The 24,947-nt window shown below is 66.3% G+C and carries 26 protein-coding genes; 22 read left to right on the top strand and 4 right to left on the bottom strand.

The annotated features are described in order from the left end of the window. Window position 1 precedes the first annotated feature (1 nt). Window positions 2–769 carry an enoyl-CoA hydratase/isomerase family protein gene (locus A5650_RS10785; protein WP_067290361.1) on the top strand — a complete coding sequence of 256 codons (768 nt, stop codon included), beginning with the start codon at window positions 2–4 and terminating at the stop codon, window positions 767–769. A gap of 247 nt (window positions 770–1,016) precedes the next feature. Here the strand turns inward: A5650_RS10785 and A5650_RS10780 are convergent, their stop codons facing one another. After that, window positions 1,017–1,781 (bottom strand): SDR family NAD(P)-dependent oxidoreductase, encoded by a 765-nt coding sequence (locus A5650_RS10780; RefSeq protein ID WP_067290356.1) that lies wholly within the window; start codon window positions 1,779–1,781, stop codon window positions 1,017–1,019. A 75-nt stretch (window positions 1,782–1,856) separates the two neighbouring features. Here A5650_RS10780 and A5650_RS10775 point away from each other — a divergent pair, with 75 nt between their 5' ends. Together A5650_RS10775 and meaB are read left to right on the top strand one after the other, a co-directional pair. Continuing rightward, window positions 1,857–3,008, top strand: a complete 1,152-nt coding sequence (locus tag A5650_RS10775) for a thiolase family protein (protein ID WP_067290353.1) — start codon at window positions 1,857–1,859, stop codon at window positions 3,006–3,008. An 11-nt stretch (window positions 3,009–3,019) separates the two neighbouring features. Next, entirely contained in the window at window positions 3,020–3,907 is an 888-nt protein-coding gene (gene meaB / locus A5650_RS10770) for a methylmalonyl Co-A mutase-associated GTPase MeaB (protein WP_067290350.1), read from the top strand. Here the strand turns inward: meaB and A5650_RS10765 are convergent. Continuing rightward, window positions 3,862–4,488, bottom strand: coding sequence for a TetR/AcrR family transcriptional regulator (locus tag A5650_RS10765; RefSeq protein WP_067290571.1), 627 nt, complete (start codon window positions 4,486–4,488; stop codon window positions 3,862–3,864). The genes meaB and A5650_RS10765 overlap by 46 nt on opposite strands. An 87-nt stretch (window positions 4,489–4,575) precedes the next feature. Here A5650_RS10765 and A5650_RS10760 point away from each other — a divergent pair, with 87 nt between their 5' ends. From A5650_RS10760 to A5650_RS10745, 4 genes are read left to right on the top strand one after another with little or no spacing between them, the layout of a single operon-like run. After that, a complete protein-coding gene (locus A5650_RS10760; protein ID WP_067290568.1) occupies window positions 4,576–5,283 on the top strand; it encodes a hypothetical protein in 708 nt (235 codons plus the stop codon). After that, a complete protein-coding gene (locus A5650_RS10755) occupies window positions 5,280–6,119 on the top strand; it encodes a hypothetical protein (RefSeq protein WP_067290346.1) in 840 nt (279 codons plus the stop codon). The genes A5650_RS10760 and A5650_RS10755 overlap by 4 nt, the downstream gene beginning before the upstream one ends. Then, on the top strand, window positions 6,116–6,712 hold the full coding sequence (locus A5650_RS10750; protein ID WP_067290343.1) for a cytochrome c oxidase subunit 3: 597 nt from the start codon (window positions 6,116–6,118) through the stop codon (window positions 6,710–6,712). The genes A5650_RS10755 and A5650_RS10750 overlap by 4 nt, the downstream gene beginning before the upstream one ends. Window positions 6,713–6,715: 3 nt before the next feature. After that, window positions 6,716–7,009, top strand: a complete 294-nt coding sequence (locus A5650_RS10745) for a cytochrome C oxidase subunit IV family protein (protein WP_067290340.1) — start codon at window positions 6,716–6,718, stop codon at window positions 7,007–7,009. Between the two features lie 84 nt (window positions 7,010–7,093). Here A5650_RS10745 and A5650_RS10740 read toward each other — a convergent pair whose 3' ends face one another. Both A5650_RS10740 and A5650_RS10735 read right to left on the bottom strand, forming a co-directional pair. Further along, on the bottom strand, window positions 7,094–8,698 hold the full coding sequence (locus A5650_RS10740; RefSeq protein ID WP_067290336.1) for an FAD-dependent oxidoreductase: 1,605 nt from the start codon (window positions 8,696–8,698) through the stop codon (window positions 7,094–7,096). Window positions 8,699–8,726: 28 nt separating this feature from the next. After that, the gene (locus A5650_RS10735) at window positions 8,727–9,506 is read right to left on the bottom strand and encodes an IclR family transcriptional regulator (RefSeq protein ID WP_082950713.1); all 780 of its coding nucleotides are present in this window, start codon (window positions 9,504–9,506) and stop codon (window positions 8,727–8,729) included. Window positions 9,507–9,647: 141 nt separating this feature from the next. Between A5650_RS10735 and A5650_RS10730 the strand changes: the two genes are divergently transcribed. From A5650_RS10730 to A5650_RS10660, 15 genes are read left to right on the top strand one after another with little or no spacing between them, the layout of a single operon-like run. Beyond that, entirely contained in the window at window positions 9,648–10,568 is a 921-nt protein-coding gene (locus A5650_RS10730) for an alpha/beta fold hydrolase (RefSeq protein WP_231992594.1), read from the top strand. Continuing rightward, on the top strand, window positions 10,565–12,265 hold the full coding sequence (locus A5650_RS10725) for a bifunctional 3-(3-hydroxy-phenyl)propionate/3-hydroxycinnamic acid hydroxylase (RefSeq protein ID WP_067290327.1): 1,701 nt from the start codon (window positions 10,565–10,567) through the stop codon (window positions 12,263–12,265). Before A5650_RS10730 ends, A5650_RS10725 begins: the two co-directional genes overlap by 4 nt. Further along, the gene (locus A5650_RS10720; RefSeq protein WP_082950712.1) at window positions 12,189–13,133 is read left to right on the top strand and encodes a 3-carboxyethylcatechol 2,3-dioxygenase; all 945 of its coding nucleotides are present in this window, start codon (window positions 12,189–12,191) and stop codon (window positions 13,131–13,133) included. The genes A5650_RS10725 and A5650_RS10720 overlap by 77 nt, the downstream gene beginning before the upstream one ends. Beyond that, the gene (locus tag A5650_RS10715; protein WP_067290322.1) at window positions 13,126–14,895 is read left to right on the top strand and encodes an FAD-binding protein; all 1,770 of its coding nucleotides are present in this window, start codon (window positions 13,126–13,128) and stop codon (window positions 14,893–14,895) included. The genes A5650_RS10720 and A5650_RS10715 overlap by 8 nt, the downstream gene beginning before the upstream one ends. Then, complete coding sequence (locus tag A5650_RS10710) at window positions 14,892–16,232, top strand: LLM class flavin-dependent oxidoreductase (RefSeq protein WP_067290319.1); 1,341 nt, start codon at window positions 14,892–14,894, stop codon at window positions 16,230–16,232. Before A5650_RS10715 ends, A5650_RS10710 begins: the two co-directional genes overlap by 4 nt. A 23-nt stretch (window positions 16,233–16,255) precedes the next feature. After that, on the top strand, window positions 16,256–17,074 hold the full coding sequence (locus tag A5650_RS10705; RefSeq protein WP_067290316.1) for a coniferyl-alcohol dehydrogenase: 819 nt from the start codon (window positions 16,256–16,258) through the stop codon (window positions 17,072–17,074). Window positions 17,075–17,104: 30 nt separating this feature from the next. Continuing rightward, window positions 17,105–18,100 (top strand): cyclase family protein, encoded by a 996-nt coding sequence (locus tag A5650_RS10700; protein WP_067290313.1) that lies wholly within the window; start codon window positions 17,105–17,107, stop codon window positions 18,098–18,100. An 11-nt stretch (window positions 18,101–18,111) separates the two neighbouring features. Next, a complete protein-coding gene (locus A5650_RS10695; RefSeq protein ID WP_067290310.1) occupies window positions 18,112–18,702 on the top strand; it encodes an NADPH-dependent FMN reductase in 591 nt (196 codons plus the stop codon). Next, entirely contained in the window at window positions 18,699–19,538 is an 840-nt protein-coding gene (locus A5650_RS10690) for an alpha/beta fold hydrolase (protein ID WP_067290307.1), read from the top strand. Before A5650_RS10695 ends, A5650_RS10690 begins: the two co-directional genes overlap by 4 nt. After that, entirely contained in the window at window positions 19,535–20,344 is an 810-nt protein-coding gene (locus A5650_RS10685; protein WP_067290303.1) for an SDR family NAD(P)-dependent oxidoreductase, read from the top strand. The genes A5650_RS10690 and A5650_RS10685 overlap by 4 nt, the downstream gene beginning before the upstream one ends. Before the next feature lie 5 nt (window positions 20,345–20,349). Continuing rightward, on the top strand, window positions 20,350–21,066 hold the full coding sequence (locus A5650_RS10680) for a TetR/AcrR family transcriptional regulator (RefSeq protein ID WP_067290565.1): 717 nt from the start codon (window positions 20,350–20,352) through the stop codon (window positions 21,064–21,066). Beyond that, window positions 21,063–21,257, top strand: coding sequence for a ferredoxin (locus tag A5650_RS10675; RefSeq protein ID WP_064346517.1), 195 nt, complete (start codon window positions 21,063–21,065; stop codon window positions 21,255–21,257). Before A5650_RS10680 ends, A5650_RS10675 begins: the two co-directional genes overlap by 4 nt. Window positions 21,258–21,267: 10 nt before the next feature. Then, a complete protein-coding gene (locus A5650_RS10670) occupies window positions 21,268–22,506 on the top strand; it encodes a cytochrome P450 (protein WP_067290300.1) in 1,239 nt (412 codons plus the stop codon). Window positions 22,507–22,542: 36 nt separating this feature from the next. Then, window positions 22,543–23,712, top strand: coding sequence for an amidohydrolase family protein (locus tag A5650_RS10665; RefSeq protein ID WP_067290296.1), 1,170 nt, complete (start codon window positions 22,543–22,545; stop codon window positions 23,710–23,712). After that, entirely contained in the window at window positions 23,709–24,947 is a 1,239-nt protein-coding gene (locus tag A5650_RS10660; RefSeq protein WP_067290292.1) for a M24 family metallopeptidase, read from the top strand. The genes A5650_RS10665 and A5650_RS10660 overlap by 4 nt, the downstream gene beginning before the upstream one ends.

Here is a 24,947-nt window from a genome sequence, read left to right as displayed (position 1 = left end):
GTTGTACGACCTACCCCCGGAGATCGACGTCCAGGCCGACGGTGCGCTCCGCATCATCACGCTGAACCGACCGGACTCGCTGAACTCGGTCAACGACGACCTGCACTGCGGGCTCGCCTGGCTGTGGCCGCGGCTGGCCGAGGACCGCGAGGCGCGCGCCGCGGTGATCACCGGTGCGGGACGGGCCTTTTCGGCCGGCGGCGACTTCGGTTACCTTGAGGAGTTGCGCCAGGACGCCGACCTGCGGGCCAAGACGATCCTGCACGGCCGCGAGATCGTGCTCGGCATGGCACGCTGCCGTATTCCCGTGGTGGCGGCCGTCAACGGCCCCGCGATGGGCCTGGGCTGCAGCCTGGTGGCGCTGTCGGACATCGTCTACATCAAAGAGGACGCCTACCTGGCCGATCCGCATGTCCAGGTCGGCCTGGTCGCCGCCGACGGCGGACCGTTGGTGTGGCCGCTGGAGATGAGCCTGCTGCACGCCAAGGAGTACGCGCTGACCGGTGCGCGTATTTCGGCGCAGCGCGCCGCCGAACTGGGGTTGGCGAACCACGTCGTCGAAGACCCGCTGAGCGAGGCGATCGCCTGCGCGAAGAAGATCATGGAGCTGCCTCGCCAAGCGGTCGAAAGCACCAAGCGGCTGTTGAACATTCACCTCGAGCGGTCGGTGCTGGCGGTTCTCGACTACGCGAACACCGCAGAGGAGCAGTCGTTCAAGACCGACGACTTCCGCGAAATCGTCACGCGACTCAACGCGAAGAAAAAGTAGCGCGCGCTCGGCTTGGCGCGAGCGTGCGTGTCTGCTGCGCGACACGCCGGTCATTCTCGGCATTATGTGCACGTTCGGGGAGCTCGAGCGTGCACACGATGTCGCCACCTGGCGCCCTGCTTTACACAGGCACGGCTGGTCATATGCAAACGCGCACCGTCGCGGTGGCGCGACGGTGCGCGAAGTGCTGAACTTTCGCGGCGTGTCGTGTGCAAACACGCACGCTCGCGGATGAAGGGGAAGGGAGTTACTTGGGCGGGAAGCGCAGCGCTCCGTCGAGGCGGATGATTTCGCCGTTGAGATAGTCGTTTTCGACGATGCTCTGCGCCAGCTGCGCATACTCCGTCGACCGGCCCATCCGCTTCGGGAACGGCACTTGCGGACCCCAGTACTGCTCGAGCTGATCGGCGGCCCGCCCATACGCGGGGGTGTTGATGGTGCCCGGCGCGATGGTGACCACACGAATGCCCAGCGGCGAAAGATCGCGTGCGGCATTGAGAGTCATGCCGATCACGCCGCCCTTGGCCGCGGCGTACGGCAGCTGTCCGATCTGGCCCTCGTAACCGGCGATCGACGCGGTGTTGACGATGACGCCACGGGCGCCCTCATCGAGCGGCTCGGACTTCGCGATCTCTGCGGCCGCCAGCCGCATCACGTTGAAGACCGCCGTGAGGTAGAACTCGATCGTCGTCTTGAACCCGTCGAGGGCCAGCGGTGAGCCGTCCTTGCCGATGAGCCGGCCGCCGCTCGCCGGTCCGCCGTGGGTGTCGACCGAGATGCGCAGGGGAGCCAGCGAGGAGGCCTCGGCGATCGCTGCGTTGACGGACTCCTCCGACGTCGCATCGGTGCGGACATAGCGCACGCCGAGTTCGCTTTCGAGCTTCTTGCCCTTGTCATCGGCCATGTCCGCGACCACGACCTTGGCTCCGGCGCCGTGCAGACGCCGAACCGTCGCCTCGCCGAGGCCACCGGCCCCGCCGACCACGATTGCCGAGCTACCCGCGATTTGCATGTGGTTCCCCTTCTTGCAACTGGCACTCTCGGCTTGAGAGAATAGCATTCTCATACTGTCGAGACGGAGTAACCCATGCCTGAAGCCGCGATCGTCACCGCCCTGCGCACCCCCATCGGTACTGCGATGAAGGGGACGTTGCGAGACACCGACGCCTATCAGCTGGCCGAACACGTCGTCGACGCGGCGGCGGGTGAGATCGACGGGTTGACGATCGACGATGTCGTCCTCGGCGAGGGCCTCTACGGCGGCGGCGTGATCGCCCGCCACGCCGCAATCACCGCGGGCCTGCCCTCGGTGCCCGGGCTGTCGAACAACCGGCACTGCGCGGCAGGACAGGCCGCCGTGCAGAGTGCCGCCGCGAGCATCCGCGCCGGCATGGACCAGGTGGTGATCGCCGGCGGCGTGAATTCCGCGTCCACCACACCGCGCTTCACCCGCCGCGCCAGCAGCGCCAAGGACGCCGCGATGCTCGACTGGTTCCCGCCCACCCATCCCGACCGCGCCGACGCGCCCAACATGGACATGTCGATCACCGTCGGCTGGAACGCCGCCGTCCGCGCGGGCGTCAGCCGCGAGGAGATGGACGAGTGGGCGCTCGGCTCGCATCGCAAGGCGATCCAGGCGATCGACGAGGGCCGCTTCAAGGACGAGATCGTCGGCATCGAGACGCCGTACGGAATGTTCGACACCGACGAGCATCCGCGCCGCGACACCAGCATCGAGAAGCTCGCCGCGCTCAAACCGCTGCATCCCGAGATCGAGGGCTTCTCCATCACCGCGGGCAATGCGTGTGGCGCCAACGACGGTGCCGCGGTGCTGACACTGGCCAGCGACCGGCTGGGCCTGCCCTCGCTGGGCACCGTCAAGGCCTGGGCGTCGGTCGGCGTCGACCCCGCCTTCACCGGGCTCGCGCCCGTCGAGGCGATCCCGAAAGCGCTCAAGCGCGCGGGCATTTCGATGGCCGACGTCGACCTGTTCGAGATCAACGAGGCGTTCGCGGCGATGTGCGTGGCGACCGTCAAATTGCTCGACATCGATCCCGATCGCGTCAACGTCAGCGGAAGTGGCTGTTCACTCGGCCATCCGGTCGCGGCCACCGGCGCGCGGATGCTCGTCACCCTCGTACACGAGCTGCGCAGGCGTGGCGGCGGGATCGGGGTCGCGGCGATGTGCGCCGGCGGCGGGATGGGATCGGCCACGGTCATCGAGGTGCCGGCTCCGTAGACTGCCAATCGATGACCAGCTCAGACCGCTTCGCCGAGCTCATCGAGGCGGCGCGCAACGGATCGGCCCGCGCGACCGGCCGGCTGCTCAGCGTTGTCGAAAGCCCCCGGCGCAGCGAGCTTCTCGAAGCGCTCGGACCTGTCGACCTGCCGCGGGTCGTGGGCGTGACGGGTCCGCCGGGAGCGGGGAAGTCGACGACGGTCGGGGCGCTCGTGGGCGCATATCGGGAACGCGGTGAACGTGTCGCGGTGCTGGCGGTCGACCCGTCGTCGCCGTACAGCGGCGGAGCGTTGCTCGGCGACCGGATCCGGATGGCCGCCCACATCAACGACCCCGACGTGCTGATCCGGTCCGTGGCCGCGCGCGGACACCTCGGTGGACTGGCCGCGGCCGTGCCCGCGGCGATCCGGGTGCTCGCGGCGCTGTCCTACGGGTTGGTGGTGCTGGAGACCGTCGGCGTCGGACAGTCCGAAATCGAGATCGCGGCCGTCGCCGATCCCACCGTCGTCATCCTCAATCCCGGCGCCGGCGATGCCGTGCAGGCGGCCAAGGCCGGCCTGTTGGAAGTGGCCGACATCGTGGTGGTGAACAAGGCCGACCGCGAAGGGGCCGACCAGACCGTGCGCGATCTGCGTGCCGAGACCATGGCGCCGGTCCTGAAACTCGTTGCGGCGCAGGGTGAGGGCCTGCCCGAACTCGTCGACGCGATCGAGGCGCATCACCGCTCCGACAGCCCGGAACGGCGCGCAGCGCGGGCCAGGTCCCAAATTTTGTCGCTGGCGCAGACGCTGCTGCGCACCCATCCCGAACTCGACCGGTTGGCCGCGGCGGTGGCCGACGGCGACGACGACCCCTACACCGCCGCCGAGCGCCTCTTCGCCGTACGCGACGAATCCTGAGCCGGCTCGGGTATGTCGAGCATCCGGCGCGACATCCGAATCAGTTGGGCACGAAGGGTTTCGGCGTCGAGATCGGATACGAGCGGGTGCATGACGGCGACGCTGATCGCGCTCGACAGCACTGCGGCGTGCAGGCGCGCCTCCGGTCCGGCGTGCGTGCCCAGCAGCGTGGCGTAGAGCCGTTCGATGAATCGTTGGAACGGCTCGTGTTCGCCCTGCAGCCGGATGATCACGGGGTCGAATTGCAGCGCGCTGACGACGCCACGGCGTTCGATGGCCTGGTCGATCATCCGGTCGAGCAGGATCTCCCGGGATTTGAGCCCGTGGCCGGCCGCCTCGGCGGCTTCCAACGCGTCCTCGAGTCGGCCCATCTCCCGCTCGGTGATCGCGATGACGATATCTTCCTTCGTCTTGAACTGCCGGTACACGGCGGCCTTGGTCACGCCGATCTCGTCCGCGATCATCTGCAGCGAGGTGCCGCTCACGCCGTGCTCGGCGATCAATTTGAGCGCAGCGTCCAGGACTCTGGTCTGCGCAGCGGTGCGGGTGATCGCACTGAATTTCTGCTCCGCCGTGGCCACATCCACGAGGGTAGCCGAGCATTGACCGCTTGGTTGCCGATCGGCTACCGTGCGAGTAGCCGATCGGCAACTAACGTGGAGTGGACGATGAGACGAACTGACGGTGAGTTGATCATGTTGTGGGCGCTGCCCGCGATGCTGATCATCTGGGTGTCCGCGTTCTTCCTGTTTCCCGGTTTTCTGCACCCGATGTCGCCGACCATGTCGGCCGAGGAAGTGGCGGCGTTCTACCGCGACGAGACCGCACGGATCCGTTACAGCATGATCCTGTTCAACTGGTTCGGCGTCGGTTTGATCCCGACGGTGGTCCTCCTGGCGATGCAGGTACGCAAGATGGCCCACCGCACGCCGATCCTGTCCTACTGCCTGATCGCCTGTGCGGGCGGTCCGCCGACGCTGTTCCTGATCGCGAATATGTTCTGGCTGCTGGGGTCCTTCCGGCCCGAGCGGTCGCCCGAGCTCACCCAGCTGCTCAACGATCTGGCCTGGGTCACCTTCACCGTGTTGGTGCCGTACCTCATCGCGCAATGCCTGGTGCTGGCGTTGGCGATCTACTGGGATCGCCAGGAGCGGCCTGTTTTCCGCTCGTGGGTGGCCCACTTCAACCTGCTCATCGCCCTCGCCCTCATGCCGGCGGCCTTCGGGGCGGTGACGTTCGAGGGCCCGGTGGCGTGGGACGGAGTGCTGTCGTTTTGGGTCAAGAACATCGCGATCGCCGTGTGGATCGCGGTGATGGGAATCGTTCTCGCCCAAAACATCCGCCGCCAACGAGCGGAAGTCGCTGTCGCCCCATGAGGACCTCGACAGTGGCGACGACGACGCCACCCGACGCACCGACCGATTCGCGGGTGCGCCGCTTGATCTGGAATTTCCGCTACCACCCCAAGCGGGAGCTGTGGTTCGCGTGGTGGGTGATGGTGGTCTTCTATCAGCTGTACGGCGTGCTGTTCTTCCTCGTCACGCGGGTGCAACCGCCGCCGAGCCCGGACTGGGACACCCCGTTGATCGTCCAGTGGTTCGAGGCGCGCCATCTGGGCCTGCTGACGGGCTTCGGTGTCGTGTTCCTGATCTCGGGCATGTGCGCGCCGATGAACGCCCTTCTGGCGTACTCGATGTGGCGGATGTCGGTGAGCCGCGTGTTCGCCTACTCGTACCTGATCATGTATTCGCTCGCCGCCCTGCCCGGCATGCTGGTGATGGCCATCGCGATGACCGTCGGTGCTTTGCGGCCGGACCGCGACCCCGAACTGATCGTGTGGATGTATGACTTCGCGTTCCTATCGTTCAGCGGAACGATGGGGGTCTTCCTGGTCGGATCGGTGGTCTGGCTGGTCGCGATTCTGCTGGACAAGAACAACGTGTTCCCGAAGTGGTTCGCATATCTGGGGCTGTGCAACGCGCTGACCGAAGTCGTCGTCGCGCCGGCCTGGATCTTTCAGCGCGGTGCCTTCGCCTGGAACGGTGCGATCGCGTGGTGGATCAACATGGTCGTGTTCATCCTCTACACCGCGGCGTTCATCATGTTGCTGCGAAAGATGATCGAGCGGGAGGACTTCGGCACGGGTCCGCTGCCTGATCTTGCACCGAAGGCCACGGCCGAACCGTCCGAGTCCGCGGAGGCGCTTCGATGACCGATCTCGTTGGCGCGGAATCGAAGACGCTAGGGGAAAAGCCGCAACGGCACGTTCCCGGTCAGCCGGACATGTGGCTGTTCGTCCTGTTCGAGGCCATGCTCTTCACCGGCTACTTCTCCGTCTACCTGGCACTGCGCACGCAGAACGCGGATCTTTTCCTGGAGTCCCAAGCGGATCTCGATCTGCGGATTGGAGTGTTCAACACCATTGTCCTGCTGACGAGTTCGTGGGCGATCGCTCGATGTGTTCGCGCCGCACGCGAGGGCTCCTACCGCTCGGCGATGACGTTCGCCTGGGTGACAGTCGGTCTCGGTGCGACGTTCGTCATCTCGAAGGTGTGCGAATGGATCCTGGAGATCCGGATGGGGAACACGTTCACCAGCGACGAGTTCTTCCAGCACTACTTCTTCCTCACGTCGCTGCACTGCATTCACGTGCTCATCGGCTTCATCGTGTTGGGCGTGGTCGTGTACCAGTTACGCAGTCCGGCGCGACGCTCGCAGGAACTCGTGGAAACCGGCGCAACATACTGGCACACAGTGGATTTCCTGTGGGTGCTGATCTTCGCAATGCTCTACGTGGTGAGGTGATCGGTGACCAACGCAGCGAACAAGAGGCTCGTGATCGCGTGGGCGGTCCTGACATTGCTGACGCTGGCCTACGTCTGGATGGACGAAGCGGTCGACCAGAACGGCACGCTGCAGGCGAGTACCGTTGTGACCGTCAGCGCGATCGCCATCGCACTGATCAAGGTGCGCATCATCTTCCGGGAGTTCATGGAGGTGCGCCACGCCCCGGCCTGGCTGTGCCGCCTCACCGACGGCTGGGTGGTTCTCGTCGCGACCTGCCTGTTGAGCAGCTACTTCATCGGTATGGCGGTCGCCTGACTCCTTCGCGAGCAGACGCAAAACTGCCCAATTTCCGCGTGAAATAGGCAGTTTTGCGTCTGCTCGCGAGGGAAAGGGAGGGGGTTACACGCGGGCGGAGATCGCGAGACCCGCGCGGTATCCGAAGACCATGGCCGGGCCGATCGTCCCGCCGGCGCCGCCGTACGCCTTACCGGTCGCGCCCGCCATGGCGTTGCCCGCGGCGAACAGCCCCGGTATCGCCGACCCGCTGACGTGCAGCACCCGACCGTCGGCGTCGGTACGGGGGCCGCCCTTGGTGCCCATCGCCCCGATCGACACCGGCACGGCGTAGTACGGCGGCGTGTCGATCGGGCCGAGGGTGCGACGGGCGGGCGTCGGCGCCTTGTCGTCGCCCCAGTAGCCGTCGTACGCGCTCGAGCCGCGCCCGAAGTCGGGGTCGGCGTCGTCGGCCACGCTGTCGTTCCACGTCCGCAGCGTGCGCGCCAGCCCGTCGGGATCGATGCCGGTCTTCTCGCCGAGCTCATCCAGATCCTTCGACGGCGAAAACCAATCCGGTGCAGGGCCGTCCGGCTCGATGCCCAGGAACCCGTACTTCTTCAGGTGCAGCGAGTCGAACACGATCCACGCCGGGTCGTTGGCGTACCCGATCTTCGGGTCGAGATAGTGGAACGGGCCCGCCATCGAGTTGTATTCGCCGGCCTCGTTGAGGAACCGCTTGCCCGCCCGGTTGACGATGATGCTGCGCGGTCGTGTCCGTTCCAGCCGCACGCTGCGGCTGCGCGGCTGACCCTGGAACTTGTCGCCGGGAAGCTGCACGATCGGCACCCACCACGCCTCGCCCATGTTGGCCAGATCGGCGCCGTGCGCCATGGCCATGCGCAGGCCGTCGCCGGTGTTGTTCGGCGGCGAGACGGGTCCGCGCATCGGCCCCCGCAGGTACGCCTCCACCAGCTTGCGGTCCCACTCGAACCCACCGGTTCCCAGCACCACACCGCGGCGGGCGCGAACATTAGAGTTCTTGTCGCCCTGCGAGATTCGCACACCGGTGATGCCGAGCGGATCGGCGAGCAGTTCGACCGCACGCGCGTTGGTGTGCGGTACCACGCCGAGGTCGAGCAGGCCCTTGAGCAGTCCGGCGATCAGGGCCGTGCCCGCCACGCAGTAGTCACCGGACTCGTCGTCGACCGAGGCGTGGATGCGCGCGCGGGTCTCGGCGTCGATGCCGACGTTGCTGAAATCGGCCGGAAACGAGGTGATGCGGTCACGCCACTCACCGAGCCGACCCAAGTCGAACGGTTTGGCGTTGAGTGACCGCCCGCCCGCCGGGCGTCCACCGGGAAGCTCGGGTTTGTAGTCCGGGAACCCCTCGGCGACCTCAAACCGCAGATCACTGTGTGCCTCAACGAAATCGAGCATTTCCGGCCCGGTGCGTACGAATGTCTCGACGAGGTCGTCGTCCATGTAGCCCAGCGACTGTGCCCGCAGGTAGGCCATCGCGTCCTCGACGGTCAACTCACCCTCGGCGGCCCGATTGTGCGCCGGAATCCAGATGATCCCCCCCGACACCGCCGTCGTTCCTCCGACGGTGGCGGCCTTCTCGTAGACCTCCACCGACGCGCCGTTGGCGGCGGCGGCCAGCGCGGAGGTCAGACCGGCTCCGCCGCTGCCGAGTACGACCACGTCGACGTCATGATCCCATTCGGTCACGTGCTGCTCCTTCCGGCTGGACTGATATCTAGCTGAGGATCGCGGACAATTCGTTGGCCGCCCGGACGACCGCGTCTTTACCGCGCATCAGGACGTCTTCACGATGCGAGATGAGGTTGATACACGTCGGCGGCGCCGGCGCCCGCCGGCGCACCGGGACCGCGAGCCCGTAGGTGTTCGGCTCGATCTCACCGTGCGTGATCACCCAGCCCTGCTCCCGGGTCACCGGAACCAGGTCACGCTCGCCGGGGCGCGGCGGCATGCTCGACAGCAGCGCGATCCCCGCGGCGCCGCGGTCCAGCGGATAACGGCTGCCCTCGTGAAACGACAGTTGGTAGAAGACGTTCGTCGGCACGATGACGGCGATTGCCACCTGCTGATCGCCCTCGGCGACGAGAAGCGACACCGTGCTCGACAGTTCGTCGGCGAGCGCGCGCAGCGTCGGGATGCTCAGCTGGCGCACGTTGTTGTCGAACGACGCCCCGAGCACCGCCAGCGCCGCCGCCGACCGGTAACGGCCGTCCTCACCCTTGAGCACCAACCGGAACTGCGACAGCGTCGAGAGCATCCGATACGCGATGGTCCGGTGGACACCGATGTCGTCGGCGACCTGCTGGGCGGTGAGGCCGGTCCGAGAGCTGGCCACCAGCTGCAACGCGGCCAAGCCTCTGGCCAGCGTCTGCGAGCCGGGCGCTCCGTTGGGCACGGCGCTGGTCGGATCCGTCCCCTGCCGGGTTCGATCGTGCTCGACCCGATGTCGGGCTCCGCCCTGCTCGACCCGATGTCGGGCTCCGCCCTCCGAAGGCATGGCGTCCCTTCCTCGACTTCCCTTGACATCAAGCTGTCACGAGAGTGATGCTCTGACTATAGTGCACGTGGATGTGCGATAAATGAGCAAAGTGCTTACAGAATATGAGAATTCAATTCTCACGGTCAAGAGAGGGTGAGCGTGTCTGAGCCGGATTCGCTGGTGGCGTCCGCGGCGGCCGACGGGCGTTCCGCCTCGGCCGAATTCGAGTCCGTCTGGAGCGATCTGCAGGGCGTCGCGTTCTCCCAGGGCTATCTCGACGCCGGCGGAATCCGCACCCGGTATCTGCATGCCGGCGACGCCGACAAGCCGGTGCTCGTCTTCCTTCACGGGTCCGGCGGACATGCGGAGGCATACGTGCGCAACCTCGAGGCGCACGCCGAATACTTCTCGGTCTGGTCGATCGACATGCTCGGCCATGGCTACACCGACAAGCCCGGGCACCCACTCGAAGTCCGCCACTATGTCGACCACCTGGTGGCGTTCCTCGATGCCGTCGGCGCCGAGCGTGCCCACATCAGCGGCGAGTCGCTCGGCGGTTGGGTCGCCGCCCGAGCCGCCGTCGACCATCCCGACCGGTTGGATCGGCTGGTGCTCAACACCGCGGGTGGATCGCAGGCCGATCCCGAGGTGATGAAGCGGATCATCACCCTGTCGATGGCCGCCGCCGAGAACCCGACATGGGAGACGGTGCAGGCCCGCATCAAGTGGCTGATGGCCGACAAGACAAAGGATTACGACGACATCGTCGCCAGCAGGCAGCGGGTGTACCGCCAGCCCGGCTTCGTGGCGGCGATGCGCGACATCATGGCGCTGCAGGATCCGCAGATCCGGGCCCGCAACCTGCTCGGGCCCCAGGAATACGGATCGATCACCGCGCCGACGCTGGTGGTGTGGACCAGTGACGATCCCACGGCCGACGTCGCCGAGGGGCGGCGCATCGCCTCGATGATTCCGGGTTCCCGCTTCGAGCTGATGCCGGGTTGCGGTCACTGGCCCCAGTACGAGGATCCCAAGACGTTCAATCGCCTGCACCTGGACTTCCTGCTGGGGCGGCGATGACGGCGACCGACGTCGACGTCGTCATCGTGGGCGCAGGTCCGTCGGGCCTGACGCTGGCCAACATCCTTGGCCTGCATCGGGTTCGGACGCTGGTGGTCGAGGAGCGCGACACGCTCATCGACTATCCGCGTGGTGTCGGTCTCGACGACGAGGCGCTGCGGACGTTCCAGGCGATCGGCCTGGTCGACCGGGTGCTACCGCACACTGTGCCGAATCAGATCCTGCGGTTCTTCGACGCCAAGCGACGACTGCTCGCCGAGATGGCACCACCCGACGCCCGATTCGGCTGGCCCAAGCGCAACGGCTTCGTACAACCCATGGTCGATGCCGAATTGTTCAGCGGCCTGGACCGATTCGACCATGTGGAGGTCCGGTTCGGATGCCGGATGGAGAACTGCGACCAGACCGACGACGCGGTGACGGTGCAGTTCGCCGACGGCAACCCACCGGTGACGGCCCGATACGTGGTCGGATGCGACGGCGGCCGCAGCGTCACCCGGCGGTTGATGGGAGTGTCGTTCGACGGCACCACATCCTCCACCCGATGGCTGGTCGTCGACGTTGCCAACGACCCGCTTGGTCACCCCAACAGCGAGGTCGGCGCGGACCCCGCACGTCCCTATGTGTCGATCTCGATCGCCCACGGCATCCGCCGCTTCGAGTTCCTGATCCATCCGCACGAGACCGATGCGCAGGCCGACGACCCAGCCTTCGTCAGAAAGATGTTGGCGCAACGGGTTTCGTACCCCGAACGGGTCGACATGATCCGGCACCGGGTCTACACGCATCACTCGCGCATCGCCGGGTCGTTCCGCAAGGGCCGGATGCTGCTGGCCGGTGACGCCGCCCACCTGATGCCGGTCTGGCAGGGGCAGGGGTACAACAGCGGCATCCGCGACGCGGCCAACCTGGGGTGGAAGCTCGCCGCGGTGGTGACCGGTCAGGCCGAGGCTGCCCTGTTGGACACCTACGATGTCGAGCGGCGCAAGCACGCCCGCGCCATGATCGATCTGTCCACGATGGTCGGCCGCGTCATCTCGCCGACAAACCGCCGGGTCGCGGCGTTGCGGGACAAGGTCATTCACGCCGCGTCCGTGGTGCCGTCCCTGAAACGCTACATCCTCGAGATGCGTTTCAAGCCGATGCCGCGCTACCAGCAGGGCGCTGTGTTCCACTCCGCGCCCGGCGCGGGTGCCACCGGGGCGGTGTCGCCGACGGGCACGCTGTTCATCCAACCCCGCGTCGACACCCGCACCGAGCAGAACCTGCTGCTCGACGACGTCCTTGGCCCGGGCTTCGCGGTGCTGTGCTGGAGCAACAATCTGCGCGCGATTCTGGGTGAGAGCGCGTTCAACCGATGGAAAGCGTTGGGCGCGGAGTTCATCGAGGCCCGCCCGATGACCCAGCTGCGCTGGCCCGGCCACGACGACGACGATGTCGTGGTGGTCGGCGACAAGACCGGTGCGCTCAAGTCGTGGTTCGACACCTACACCGACTCGGTGCTGTTCCTGCGGCCCGATCGCTGCATCGCGGGGGCCTGCATCGCCCAGCGCGCCGCCGACGTCAGCGAAGCGCTCTTCGACGTCCTTTGTCTGACCCAGGAAGGAGGCACCGGTTCTCATGGGCACACTGGCCCTGTGCTGCATGTCGCACAGCCCGCTACTGAACCTTCCGGGACCGTCACGGGAACTCCTTGACGACATCGAGACGGCGATATCCGGTGCACGCCGGTTCGTCAGCGAGTACGACCCCGAACTCGTCGTCATCTTCTCCCCGGACCACTACAACGGGTTCTTCTATCGGACGATGCCGCCGTTCTGCATCGGCACGGCCGCCCAGGGCGTCGGCGACTACGGCTCACACTCGGGGCCGTTGAACGTGCCCGAAGACATCGCGACCGACTGTGCGCGAGCGGTTCTCGAGTCCGGTATCGACGTCGCGATCTCGGCGAGCATGGACGTCGACCATGGAACCGTCCAACCGCTGCAGAACCTGTTCGGTGATGTGACCGCCGTGCCGGTGATTCCCGTCTTCATCAACTCGGTTGCCACCCCGCTCGGCCCGGTGCGCCGCGTGCGGGCGCTGGGCGCGGCGCTCGGCACCTTCCTCGCGACGCTGGACAAGCGGGTTCTCGTGGTGGGATCCGGTGGGCTGTCGCATGATCCGCCAGTGCCGACGTTGGCCACCGCGCCACCGGCCGCGCTGGATCGGATCGTGCACGGCGTGGCGATGACACCGGAACAGCGGCAGGCTAGGCAGACCGCGGTGATGGACGCCGCGCAGGCCTTCGCACACGGCGACAGCCCGCTGCAGCCGCTGAACCCCGACTGGGACGCCGCCTTCCTCGAGTTGATCGACAACAACCGACTGGCCGAAGTGGACGGCTGGTCGAACGACTGGATAGAGCGGGAAGCCGGTCACTCCGCCCACGAGGTCCGCACGTGGATCGCGGCGTTCGCCGCACTGGCAGCGCATGGGCCGTACCGCACCGAGCAACGGTTCTACCGGGCGGTGCCGGAATTGATCGCAGGGTTCGCAGTCAGGACGGCGGTTTTGGATGTCTGACAAGTTCGACCACAGCGTCGACGTGCTCGTCGTCGGCTCCGGCGGAGGCGGGATGACCGCGGCGCTCGCCGCCGATGCGTTCGGTCTCGACACGCTCGTCGTCGAGAAGTCCTCGCACTTCGGGGGGTCCACCGCGTTGTCCGGTGGTGGCATCTGGGTGCCCGGCGCTCCGGCGCAGCGCAAGGCCGGGTGCGTCCCGGATCCCGACGGCGTCGTGGAGTACCTGCGCCAGATCACTGGCGGTCTGGTCAGCGACGCGCGTTTGCGCCAGTACGTCGGCACCGCGCCCGAGATGATGGAGTTCCTCGAAAAGCTCAGCCCCTGGTTCGAATTCGTGTGGAAGCCGGGGTACGCCGACTACTACCCAGAGGTGCCGGGCGGGTCCGCGCAGGGCAGCACCATCAACGTGCCCGCCATCGACCTGCGCAAACTGGGTGACGAGGAGCAGCACCTGCTGCAGCCGCTCGCGTTGGCGCCGAAGGGAATCTGGTTCGCGCCCAAAGACCTTCGGCTGTTCTATCAGGTTCGGCAGAACTGGCGAGGCAAAGCCGTTCTGGTCAAGCTGATCTGGCGGATGTTCCGCGCGCGGGTTTTCGGCGACCGGATGGCGGCCATCGGCCAGTCGCTGGCCGCTCGCATGCGGCTCGCGCTCAAACAGCAGAACATCCCGCTGTGGCTCGACGCCCCGATGACCGAGTTGATCACCGACGTCGCCGGGGCAGTCGTCGGTGCGGTCGTCGAGCGTGACGGCCGTCAGCAGCGGATCGAGGCGCGCCACGGCGTCATCCTCGCCGCGGGCGGCTTCGACCACGACATGGAATGGCGCCGCCAACACCTTCCAGTGCTCGAAAAGGATTGGAGCTTCGGCAATCCCGCATCGATGGGTGACGCCATCCGGGCCGGGGAGAAGGTGGGCGGTTCGACCGATCTCCTCGACGAGGCGTGGTGGTTTCCCGCGATCTGCTGGCCCGACGGACGGCTGCAGTTCATGCTCAACGAACGCATGATGCCATCGCAGTTCGTGGTGAACGGCGAGGGTAAGCGGTTCATCAACGAGGCCGCGCCCTACATGGACTTCGCGCACGCGATGATCGAAGGCCAGAACAGCGGGGTCACCCACATACCGTGCTGGCTGATCACCGACATCCGGTCGTTCCACCGGTACGTCGTCGCCGGGCACCTGCCAATTCCGAAGATCCCGTTCGCGCCCGTGCCGACCGGCTGGAAGGTGCCCAAGGCATGGCTGGAATCTGGTGTCGTGCAGGAGGGGAGCAGCTTCGAGGAACTCGCGGGCAAGATCGGCGTGCCGCCGGACCAACTGCGCCGGACCGCCGAGCGTTTCAACGAACTGGCGGGCAAGGGTCACGACGACGATTTCAACCGGGGAGATTCGGCCTACGACAACTATTACGGCGATCCAACGCTGCCGAACCCGAATCTGCACCCGTTGGGCGAACCGCCGTATTACGCGTTCCAGATCATTCTCGGCGACCTGGGCACCTCGGGCGGCCTGCGCACCGACGAGTACGCCAGGGTGCTGCGCGCCGACGACGGGATCATCAAGGGTCTCTACGCCGTCGGCAACACCTCGGCCGCGGTGATGGGCCGTAGCTATGCGGGCGCCGGCGCCACCATCGGGCCCGCCATGACTTTCGGCTATGTCGCGGCCAAGCACATCGCCGAGCAGCTGTCCGGGTCTGGTGTTCAGACCGGCACTAGTACCGATTCGTCACTCGATACACATCGAAAGGTAACGAAATGAAGATCTCGCTGTTCTACGAATTCCCACTGCCTCGGCCGTGGAGCGAAGACGACGAGCACAAGCTTTTCCAGGACGGCCTCGACGAGGTGGAGCTCGCCGACAAGGCCGGGTTCTCGACGGTATGGCTGACCGAGCACCACTTCCTCGAGGAGTACTGCCACTCCACCGCCCCGGAGATTTTCCTGTCGGCGGCCAGCCAACGGACCGAGAACATCCGGCTGGGCTTCGGCATCATGCATCTGCCGCCGGTTGTCAACCACCCGGCACGCGTCGCGGAGCGGGTCTCGACCCTGGACCTGATCTCCAATGGCCGAGTCGAATTCGGCACGGGCGAGTCGTCGTCGGTCGGTGAACTCGGCGGCTTCGGTGTGGACCCCGCCGATAAGCGCGCGCAGTGGGAGGAAGCGCTCGAGGTTTCGATCCGATGCATGACCGAGGAGCCGTTCACCGGCTTCAAGGGACAGCACATCGAGATGCCGCCGCGCAACGTGGTGCCCAAACCGCTGCAGAAGCCGCACCCACCGGTGTGGGTGGCGTGCACCCGGCCCGCATCGGTCGCCATGGCCGCCCAGAAGGGGCTCGGCGCACTGAGTTTCGCCTATACCGGGCCGGGGCCGCTGAAGGAGCGGGTGGACGGCTACTACAAGGAATTCGAGGACAACGGGGCGCCGGTCACCCCGCAGATGAACCCGAACATCCTGGCCATCGGCGGCGACCTGTCGATGATGGTGGCCCCCACCGACGAACAGGCCATCGAACGGCTCGGCAAGGGCGGCGGCTTCTTCGCGTTCGGCATCATGCACTACTACATGACCGGCATGCACACGCCGGGCCGGACCGGGGTGTGGAAGCGTCACCTCGAGGAGATCGAGAAGGATCCCAGCATCGTCTACGGGCCCGACCGCGGTCCCATCGGCAGCCCGGATACGGTGCGCAACTTCCTCCGCGGCTACGAGGAAAGCGGTGTCGACGAGCTGATCCTGTTGCTGACGCCACGCAGGCACGAGGAGACAATGGAGTCCATCGAGCTGATGGGCAAGGAGGTGCTGCCCGAATTCATCGAACGCGATGAGAAGGCGCGGGCGGAGAAGGCCAAGCGACTGGAACCGGTCATCGAGAAGGTCGAAGCGCGTCGGCCACCGTCGCAGGCGCCGGTCTTCGACGAGAGCTACGCATTCGGCGGGTTGCCCACCGGCCGCCAGAACTACACCGCCAACGAGGTGTCGCTGGCCATGGACGAGATGAACGCGGGCATCGAGGCGGCGGCCGCGAAACTCAAGTCAGGAGAAGGGTGGACGAGCCGCAACCCCGACGCGGACGCCAAGACCGCGAAGTGATCGGGGCCGGCCAGAGATGAGCCATGGGCCGAACTGAGGAACTGTGGCGCTATGACGGGCGCCGTGTGGTCGTCACCGGATGCGCCTCGGGCATCGGTGCCCATGTCGCCCGTCAGGTCGACGATCTCGGCGGTGAGGTGATCGGACTCGACATCAAGCCGCCGACCGAAAGCGCGGGCGAGTTCGTCCAACTCGATCTGTCGGATCAGGCGTCGATCGACCGGGCCGCCGACGCGATCGGTGGCCCGGTCGACGCGCTGTTCAACGTCGCCGGCGTCTCGTCGGGGATCGGAGACCCGCTGCGCGTGGTGACGATCAACTTCCTGGGCACCCGGCGGTTCACCGAGGCGCTGGTGCCCCGGATGCGGACCGGATCCGCGATCGCCAACGTGTCGTCGCTGGCGGCGTCGGCGTACCGGCAGAACGCCCCCGTCACCGCGGGGCTGGTGGATACGGACTCGATCGAGGCTGGAATCGAATGGTGCGAACGCCATCCCGAGGCGCTCGCCGACGGCGGCGGTTACCGGCTGTCCAAGGAGGCGATCATCCTCTACGGCATGGCTCAGGTCAGCGCGTTGGGGGCCAGGGGGATTCGCATCAACTGCACCGCACCCGGTGTAACCGACACGCCGATCCTCGACCAGTTGCGCAGCGCGTACGGCCAAGAATTCCTCGACTCGTTCCGGACTCCGTTGGGCCGGGCCGCCAAGCCCGAGGAGCAGGCCGGCGTGCTGACCTTCCTCAACAGCAGCGCGGCCAGTTATCTTACCGGACAGGTGATCTGGGTGGACGGCGGCACAACGGGGGAGACGGACCTGGCGGATTCGGTGCGGCGACGGTGAAGGGGAGATCGGCACGGTGAAAGGCAATTCATGGCCAGCATGAAAGAGTTCCGTCGCGTCGCCGACGACGTGCGCAACTGGGGCCGTTGGGGCGACGACGACGAGCTGGGCACGCTGAACTTCATCACGTCCGAGAAGGTCGCCGAGGCGGCGTCACTGGTGAAGAAGGGAACCGTGATCCCGCTCGGCGGCGACTTCGGCTCCAACGGTCCGCAGGGGGCGTTTCAGTTTCGGCCGAACCCGACCCATGTGATGACGGTCGACGGCGGTGATGCGAACACACTTGTGCAGTACGGGCCCCAGTGGCTGCGAAACTCCGTGGCGCACCAACTGAGCGAGTTCTTCGTCGACAACCCGTTCCGCTTCAACGACGACATGATCGTGATGCCCCTGCAGGCGGCGACGCAGTGGGACGCGATCTCGCACGTCTACTACGAGGACAAGCTCTACAACGGCTTCCCCGCGGACTCGGTGACCAGTTTCGGCGCGTTCCATCTCGGGATCGAGAAGGTCGACGTCAAAGGCATCACCTCCCGCGGTGTGCTGCTCGATGCGGTCAAGCACCGCGGTGCCGACGTCTTCCTCGAACCCGGAAATCCGGTCACCCCAGCCGAACTCGACGATATCGCCAAGGCCCAGGGCGTGACGATCACGGCGGGGGACATCGTCGTGGTCCACACTGGTTGGTGGACGAGATTCCTGTCGACCGGAGACGGTGCCGAGCCGGGATCCGGTCTGGACTGGACGTGCGCACAGTGGCTGCACGACCACGACGTCGCGGCGGTCGCGGCCGACAATCTGATGGTCGAGGACCCCGATCCGGCCAACGGTGTGGAGGGCACGTTTCTGCCCATGCACATGGTCTGCCTGCGTGACATGGGCCTGATGTTCGGTGAGTACTGGGACCTCACCGGGCTGACGGCCGACTGTGCCGCCGACGGCGTCTACGAGTTCCAGCTGATCGCCCCGCCGCTGAAAGTCGTTGGCGCGGTGGGCGCTCCCGTCAGTCCGATCGCAATCAAGTAGTAGGTGAGGACATGACCGCAAGCACCACAACCGGCGGTGCGCCGTTCGTCGTCGGACTCGGCGGCACCCTGCGAGCGAACTCGTCGACCGAACGCGCGCTGCGATACTGCCTGGCATCGGTCGAGCAGCAAGGCGGGCGGACGAGGCTGTTCGCGGGCCCCGATCTGGACTTACCGATGTACGCGCCGCACTCGCTGGAGCGCACGCCCGCTGCCCTCGAACTCGTCGGCGCGCTGCGCGATGCGGACGCCGTCGTCGTCGGCTCGCCCGGATACCACGGGGCGATCTCCGGTTTGGTCAAGAACGCGCTCGACTACATCGAGGACCTGCGCGAGGATCCACGCGTCTATCTGGACAACACACCCTGGGGATGCATCAGCTGCGCCTACGGCTGGCAGGCCGCGGTCGGCACCCTCGGGCAGTTGCGGTCGATCGGGCACGCCTTGCGCGCGTGGCCGACCCCGCTCGGGGTCGCGATCAACTCCGCCGACGAGATCTGGGACGCAGCAGGGGAATTGGTCCACGACGCCACCAAGAATCAGCTCGATATGCTCGCCACGCAGGTGCTCTTCTTCGCCAAGACCGCCCGGGAGACCGCGTGACGCAGGCCGAACGCAAATCGGTGCTCGTCGACGGCCACGTCACCGGCTATCTCGAAGCGGGCGATGGCGATCCGGTGGTCCTGCTGCACGGCGGTGAATTCGGCGCCGGCGCAGAGATCGGATGGGAACACAACATCGCCGCGCTCGCGACGCACTACCGCGTGCTCGCGCTCGACATGCTCGGGTTCGGCGAGTCGGCGAAGGTCATCGACTTCAACGACGGCCGCGGCATGCGGATCCGGCACATCGCCCGGTTCTGCGAGGTCGTCGGCGTCGACTCGGCGCATTTCGTGGGTAATTCGATGGGCGCGGTCAACCTCTTCGTCGACGCCACCTCGGAAGCGCCAGTGCTGCCGGCACGAAGCCTGGTGGCCATCTGCGGCGGCGGCGAGATCCAGCGCAACGAGCACTCGGCCGCGCTCTACGACTACGACGCGACGATCGCCGGGATGCGCCGGATCGTGACAGCGCTGTTCTACGACACGTCCTATCCCGCCGACGACGCATACGTCCAACGTCGCTACGAGGCGAGCATCGCGCCCGGGGCGTGGGAAGCGCTGGCGGCCGCCCGGTTTCGGCGACCGGGCCTGGAGGCCCCGCCGCTGCCGTCGAGCACCCGGGCCTACGATCGCATCACGGTGCCCACCTTGGTCGTCGAGGGCGGCGGTGACAAACTGCTGCCCCCTGGGTGGGCGGCCGAGATCGCGGGACAGATCCGCGGCGGCCGGTCGACGGTGATCGACGCGGCCGGGCACTGCCCGCAGATCGAACAGCCCGACGCGGTCAACGAACTACTGCTCGGCTTCCTGGCCGACTTACACGAAGGGGCGGCATGAGCGGCGAACTCGAGGGCAAGGTTGCGGTCGTCACGGGCGGCGCATCCGGGCTCGGCGAAGGGCTGGTGCGAAGGTTCTGCGCCGAGGGCGCGAAGGTTGTCGTCGGTGACATCGACCGCGAGGGCGGCGCCCAACTCGTGGCCGACCTCGGCGATTCCATCCGCTTCGTCGAAACCGATGTGGCCGAGATCGATCAGGTGACCCGGTTGGTGACGACGGCGGTCGAGGAGTTCGACGGCCTGCACGTGATGGTCAACAACGCGGGCGTGTCGGGCAAGATGTTCCCCAAGTTCCTCGACGACGACCTGGCCGATTTTCATCAGGTGATGGCGATCAATGTGCTTGCCGTCATGGCCGGAACACGCGACGCGGCCCGGCACATGTCGAAACACGGTGGTGGGTCCATCATCAACCTCACCTCGATCGGTGGCATCCAGGCCGGCGGCGGAGTGATGACATACCGGGCGTCCAAGGCAGCCGTCATTCAGTTCACCAAGTCGGCGGCGATCGACTTGGCGCACTACGAGATTCGCGTGAACGCACTCGCGCCCGGCAACATCCGGACCGCGATCGTGCGCAAGTCGGCGACGGGGGAAGACCTCGAACGGCTCGAGGCGTTCGAGGCCAAGATTCGCGAACAGATGCGCAACGACCGGCCCTTGAAACGCGAGGGCACCGTCGATGACGTCGCCGAGGCCGCGCTGTACCTCGCCGGGGACCGTTCCCGGTATGTCACCGGAACCGTCCTTCCCATCGACGGCGGCACCAGTGCCGGGAAGGTGATCGTCCGTAAACCGAAGTCATGACGGCCATGACAACTTTAAATCAGTCGCTTGACTTAAGGGCCGGGGAGCGGTTGACTGTGACGGTGACCACTGCCAGAAGCGTGCGCACCGAACGAGCCAGCACCACGCGGGAAGCGATCTTGGCCGCCGCCGAGCGACTGTTCGCCGAGCACGGTGTCTATGCGGTATCGAACCGTCAGGTCAGTGAGGCCGCCGGTCAGGGCAACAATGCCGCGGTCGGCTACCACTTCGGCACGAAGGCCGACCTGGTGCGGGCCATCGAGCAGAAGCACCGCGTGTCGACCGAGCGTCTGCTGTCGCGGATGGTCGGCGAGATCGGCGACTCGACCGATCTGCGCGACTGGGTCGCCTGCCTGGTGCGTTCGCTCACCGAACACCTGGCCCAGATCGGGACCCCGACGTGGTACGCGCGCTTCGCCGCGCAGGCCCTGGCCGACCCCGAGTATCACAAGATCGTGGTGAAGGGCGCTCTAGAGTCGCCGTCGGTGCAACGCGTCGTCGTCGGCATCACCCGTTGCCTGCCGGACCTGCCGCCCGCGGTGGTCACCGAACGAAACATCATGGCTCGCAACCTGATGATGCACACCTGCGCCGATTTCGAACGTGCCTTCGCCGAGGGGGCCGACATGCCGCGCACCACCTGGAACTCCGCGGCGTCCGGGCTCATCGACGCGATCGTCGGGTTGTGGCAGGCGCCTGTCACGGAGCACCCGACATCATGAAACTGACTGTCGATCAAGACAAGTGTGTGTCATCCGGTCAGTGCGTGCTCAACGCAAGCGAAATCTTTGATCAGCGCGACGACGACGGTGTCGTGGTCCTGCTGAACGCCAGCCCGGCGGACGACCAGGCCGACGACGCCCGCAAGGCGGCGGCGGCCTGCCCCGCACTCGCCATCCACATCGAGGAATGAGAAGGACTGAATGTCTGAGACCTTGACCGGAACCCCCGACGTCTCCGCGGATATCCCCGAATACCCGATGGAGCGCGACGCCCGCTGCCCGTTCGCCCCGCCGCCGCAGATGCTCGAGATGGGTGAGGTGAAACCGCTTTCGCGGGTGCGGATCTGGAACGGCACCACTCCGTGGCTGATCACCGGGCACGCGGTGGCCCGCGAGTTGTTCGCCGATTCCCGGGTCAGTGTCGACGACCGGATCGAGGGCTTCCCGCACTGGAACGAGCACATGCTGTCCACGGTGTACAAACGGCCGCGCTCGGTGTTCACCTCCGACGCCGAGGAGCACACCCGGTTCCGCCGGATGCTGTCCAAGCCGTTCACCTTCAAACGGGTGGAAGGGTTGCGGTCCGCCATCCAGGCGGTCACCGACGAGTGCATCGACAACATCCTCGCCGGCCCGCAACCGGCCGACATCGTCGCGAAGCTCGCACTGCCGGTGCCCACGCGGGTCATCAGCGAGATGCTCGGCGTGCCTTATGAAGACCACGAGTTCTTCCAGCACCACGCCAACGTCGGCCTGGCCCGCTACGCCTCCGCCGAGGACGGCCAGAAGGGTGCGATGGGCCTGGCGAAGTACCTCAGCGACCTGGTCAAGGCGAAGATGGAGAACCCGTCGGAGGACGCCGTCTCCGACCTGGCCGAGCGAGTGAACGCCGGCGAGATCAGCGTCAAGGAGGCCGCGCAGCTCGGTACCGGCCTGCTCATCGCCGGCCACGAAACCACCGCCAACATGATCGGAATCGGTGTGTTGGCGCTGCTCGAGAACCCCGAACAGGCGGCGCTCCTGCGGGATTCGGACGACCCGAAGTTCATCGCGAACGCGGTCGAGGAATTGATGCGCTACCTGTCGATCATCCAGAACGGCCAGCGGCGCGTCGCGATCGAGGACATCGAGATCGCCGGTGAGACCATCCGCGCGGGCGAGGGCATCATCCTCGACCTGGCCCCGGCGAACTGGGACGCGAGCGCCTATCCCGAACCCGACAAACTCGACCTCGGTCGGGACGCCGGGCAGCAGCTCGGCTTCGGTTACGGCAGGCATCAATGCGTCGGGCAGCAGCTCGCCCGCGCCGAACTGCAGATCGTGTTCCACACCCTGTTGCGGCGCATCCCGACGCTGCAACTGGCCGTGCCGCTCGAGGATGTGCCGTTCAAACACGACCGGCTCGCCTACGGCGTCTACGAACTTCCGGTGACCTGGTAGTCAGGTCCGTTCCCCAGCCCGATTGGAGTGTCAACGATGTCAGCACCAAGTACCGCAACCCTGTATCCCCCCGAGGGGTTCGGCGCACCCAAGCACCGCAAGGGCCACGCCACAGGCGATTTCGGATTACCCACCGGCACCGAGATCTTCTCCGCCGACAATCACATCTCGGTGGCCGACGACATCTTCTACGACCGCTTCCCCGAGGAGCTCAAGGGCGCGGCGCCGCGCATCTGGTACGAGGACGGCGCCTATATGGTCGGCATGAAGGGCAAAGCCTGGACCGGTGGTGACTTCGGCCGCGTGCTGATGCAGTACGACGACCTGGCAGGCGCGGCGTCGAACAACATCGAGGCCCGGGTCCGCGAGCTCAAAGAGGACGGCATCGACAAAGAGCTCGCGTTCCCGAACGCGGTGCTGGCGCTGTTCCACTATCCGGACAAGGCGTTGCGCGAGCGGGTCTTCCGGATCTACAACGAGCACATCGCCGATCTGCAGGAGCGCAGCAAGGGTCACTTCTACGGCGTCGGGCTGATCAACTGGTGGGACCCCAAGGGCACCAGGAGCACGCTCGAGGAGCTGAAGGCGCTCGGGCTGCGGACATTTCTGCTGCCGCTCAATCCCGGTAAGGACGACGACGGCAACATCTACGACTACGGCAGCACCGACATGGACGCGGTGTGGGACGAGATCGAGGCCTCAGGCGTGCCGGTCAGCCACCACATCGGTGAGACGCCGCCGAAGACGCCGTGCCAGCACAACAGCGTCGTGGTCGGCATGATGGTCAACGTCGACTCGTTCCGCGAACAGTTCGCCAAGTACGTGTTCTCCGGCATCCTCGACCGTCACCCGTCACTGAAGATCGGTTGGTTCGAGGGCGGTATCGCCTGGGTGCCAACGGCTCTGCAGGACGCCGAGCACATGCTCGCGTCGTACCGGCACATGTTCAACCATCAGCTCGAACATCCGGTCCGGCACTACTGGGACAACCACATGTGCGCGTCGTTCATGGTCGACCCGCTCGGCCTGGAGCTGATCGACAAGATCGGCGTCGACAACGTGATGTGGTCGTCGGACTATCCGCACAACGAGTCGACGTTCGGCTATTCGGAGAAGTCGCTGAAGACGGTCGTCGACGCGGTCGGACCCGAGAAGGCGGTGAAGATCGTCAGCACCAACATCAAGAACTTCCTGGGGATCTCGTGACCGCATTCGCTCCGCACGCGGCGCAGTTCGACATTCCGGACCTTCCCGACCTCGCCCGCATGTACCGCGAGTGCGGTGCCCGGCTGCGCGATTCGATGAGGGACAAGGGTGTCGACGCGCTCGTCCTGCTCGGCAACGGCAATGTCGTGTATGCGACCGGCGTTAGCTGGCCGCTGCTCGACGCCGGGCTCTCACACGTGGAACGCCCGGTGGCGATCGTGCTCGCCGACGACCCGCATCCGCACCTGTTCATGCCGTTGCGGGAGGGGTCGTCATGGCAGTGCGAGGTACCGGAGGACCATGTGCACGGGCCGCTGTACCTCGAATTCGACGAGGGCGTCGAACAATTCGCCAAGGTGCTGGCCGATCTGGTTCCTGCCGGAGGCAAGGTCGCGGTCGACGAGCTCACCGGCGCCATGCGCCGAGCGTCGGCGACGTTGTTCCCGTCGGGTCCACCGTCGGACGCCGCGCAGGTCGTCGGGCCGGCCAAGCTGGTCAAGACGCCCGATCAGATCTCATGCGTCCGAACCGCCTGCCGTATCACCGAAGAGGCGATGGTCGATGTACAGAAGGCGCTTGCCCCCGGCGTTCGGCAGGTCGACCTTTCGGCGGCGTTCGTCCGGCGCGCGTTCGAACTCGGCGCGACGGCCAACATGCTCGAGGCCATCTGGCAGGTGATGCCCACGACGAAGACCAGCGGTTCGGTCTGGACCACCACCGGAGACCTGGCGCTGCCCTTGCTGACCACCGAACGCGAACTTGAACGCGGCGACGTGTTGTGGACCGACGTTAGCATCACCTACAAGGGATACTGCTCCGACTTCGGCCGCACCTGGCTGGTCGGCGACGAATCGGACGACCGTCAGCAGGCGCAGTATGAGAAGTGGCGGGAAATCCTGTCGGCCGTGCTGTCGGTCACCAAGGCCGGCGCCACGAGCGGTGACCTGGCCCGCGCGGGGATCGCCGCCAACGGCGGAGCCAAGCCGTGGCTACCGCACTTCTACCTCGGTCACGGCATCGGCACCAACGCCGCCGAAATGCCGATGATCGGAACGGATCTGGGTGAGGAATTCGACGACAACTTCGTGTTCCCGGCCGGGATGCTGCTCGTGCTCGAACCCGTGGTGTGGGAGGACGGCACCGGTGGCTATCGAAGCGAGGAGATCGTGGTCATCACCGACGACGGTTATCAGTCCATCACCGATTACCCCTACGCCCCCTACGGACGGAACTGA

This window comes from Mycobacterium sp. 1164985.4 (assembly GCF_001668575.1).
Classification (GTDB): domain Bacteria; phylum Actinomycetota; class Actinomycetes; order Mycobacteriales; family Mycobacteriaceae; genus Mycobacterium.
Note: the sequence above shows the minus strand (reverse complement) of the source record. Positions and strands in the feature narration are given on the sequence as shown.

Coding starts and splice junctions, on each gene's coding strand:
- A5650_RS10715 (WP_067290322.1), top strand. CDS start 13,126: ATGTCTGACAAGTTCGACCACAGCGTCGACGTGCTCGTCGTCGGCTCC.
- A5650_RS10665 (WP_067290296.1), top strand. CDS start 22,543: ATGTCAGCACCAAGTACCGCAACCCTGTATCCCCCCGAGGGGTTCGGC.
- A5650_RS10775 (WP_067290353.1), top strand. CDS start 1,857: ATGCCTGAAGCCGCGATCGTCACCGCCCTGCGCACCCCCATCGGTACT.
- A5650_RS10670 (WP_067290300.1), top strand. CDS start 21,268: ATGTCTGAGACCTTGACCGGAACCCCCGACGTCTCCGCGGATATCCCC.
- A5650_RS10720 (WP_082950712.1), top strand. CDS start 12,189: ATGGGCACACTGGCCCTGTGCTGCATGTCGCACAGCCCGCTACTGAAC.
- A5650_RS10705 (WP_067290316.1), top strand. CDS start 16,256: ATGGGCCGAACTGAGGAACTGTGGCGCTATGACGGGCGCCGTGTGGTC.
- A5650_RS10700 (WP_067290313.1), top strand. CDS start 17,105: ATGGCCAGCATGAAAGAGTTCCGTCGCGTCGCCGACGACGTGCGCAAC.
- A5650_RS10750 (WP_067290343.1), top strand. CDS start 6,116: ATGACCGATCTCGTTGGCGCGGAATCGAAGACGCTAGGGGAAAAGCCG.
- A5650_RS10760 (WP_067290568.1), top strand. CDS start 4,576: ATGAGACGAACTGACGGTGAGTTGATCATGTTGTGGGCGCTGCCCGCG.
- A5650_RS10725 (WP_067290327.1), top strand. CDS start 10,565: ATGACGGCGACCGACGTCGACGTCGTCATCGTGGGCGCAGGTCCGTCG.
- A5650_RS10680 (WP_067290565.1), top strand. CDS start 20,350: ATGACAACTTTAAATCAGTCGCTTGACTTAAGGGCCGGGGAGCGGTTG.
- A5650_RS10685 (WP_067290303.1), top strand. CDS start 19,535: ATGAGCGGCGAACTCGAGGGCAAGGTTGCGGTCGTCACGGGCGGCGCA.
- A5650_RS10780 (WP_067290356.1), bottom strand. CDS start 1,781: ATGCAAATCGCGGGTAGCTCGGCAATCGTGGTCGGCGGGGCCGGTGGC.
- A5650_RS10755 (WP_067290346.1), top strand. CDS start 5,280: ATGAGGACCTCGACAGTGGCGACGACGACGCCACCCGACGCACCGACC.
- A5650_RS10735 (WP_082950713.1), bottom strand. CDS start 9,506: ATGCCTTCGGAGGGCGGAGCCCGACATCGGGTCGAGCAGGGCGGAGCC.
- meaB (WP_067290350.1), top strand. CDS start 3,020: ATGACCAGCTCAGACCGCTTCGCCGAGCTCATCGAGGCGGCGCGCAAC.
- A5650_RS10695 (WP_067290310.1), top strand. CDS start 18,112: ATGACCGCAAGCACCACAACCGGCGGTGCGCCGTTCGTCGTCGGACTC.
- A5650_RS10710 (WP_067290319.1), top strand. CDS start 14,892: ATGAAGATCTCGCTGTTCTACGAATTCCCACTGCCTCGGCCGTGGAGC.
- A5650_RS10675 (WP_064346517.1), top strand. CDS start 21,063: ATGAAACTGACTGTCGATCAAGACAAGTGTGTGTCATCCGGTCAGTGC.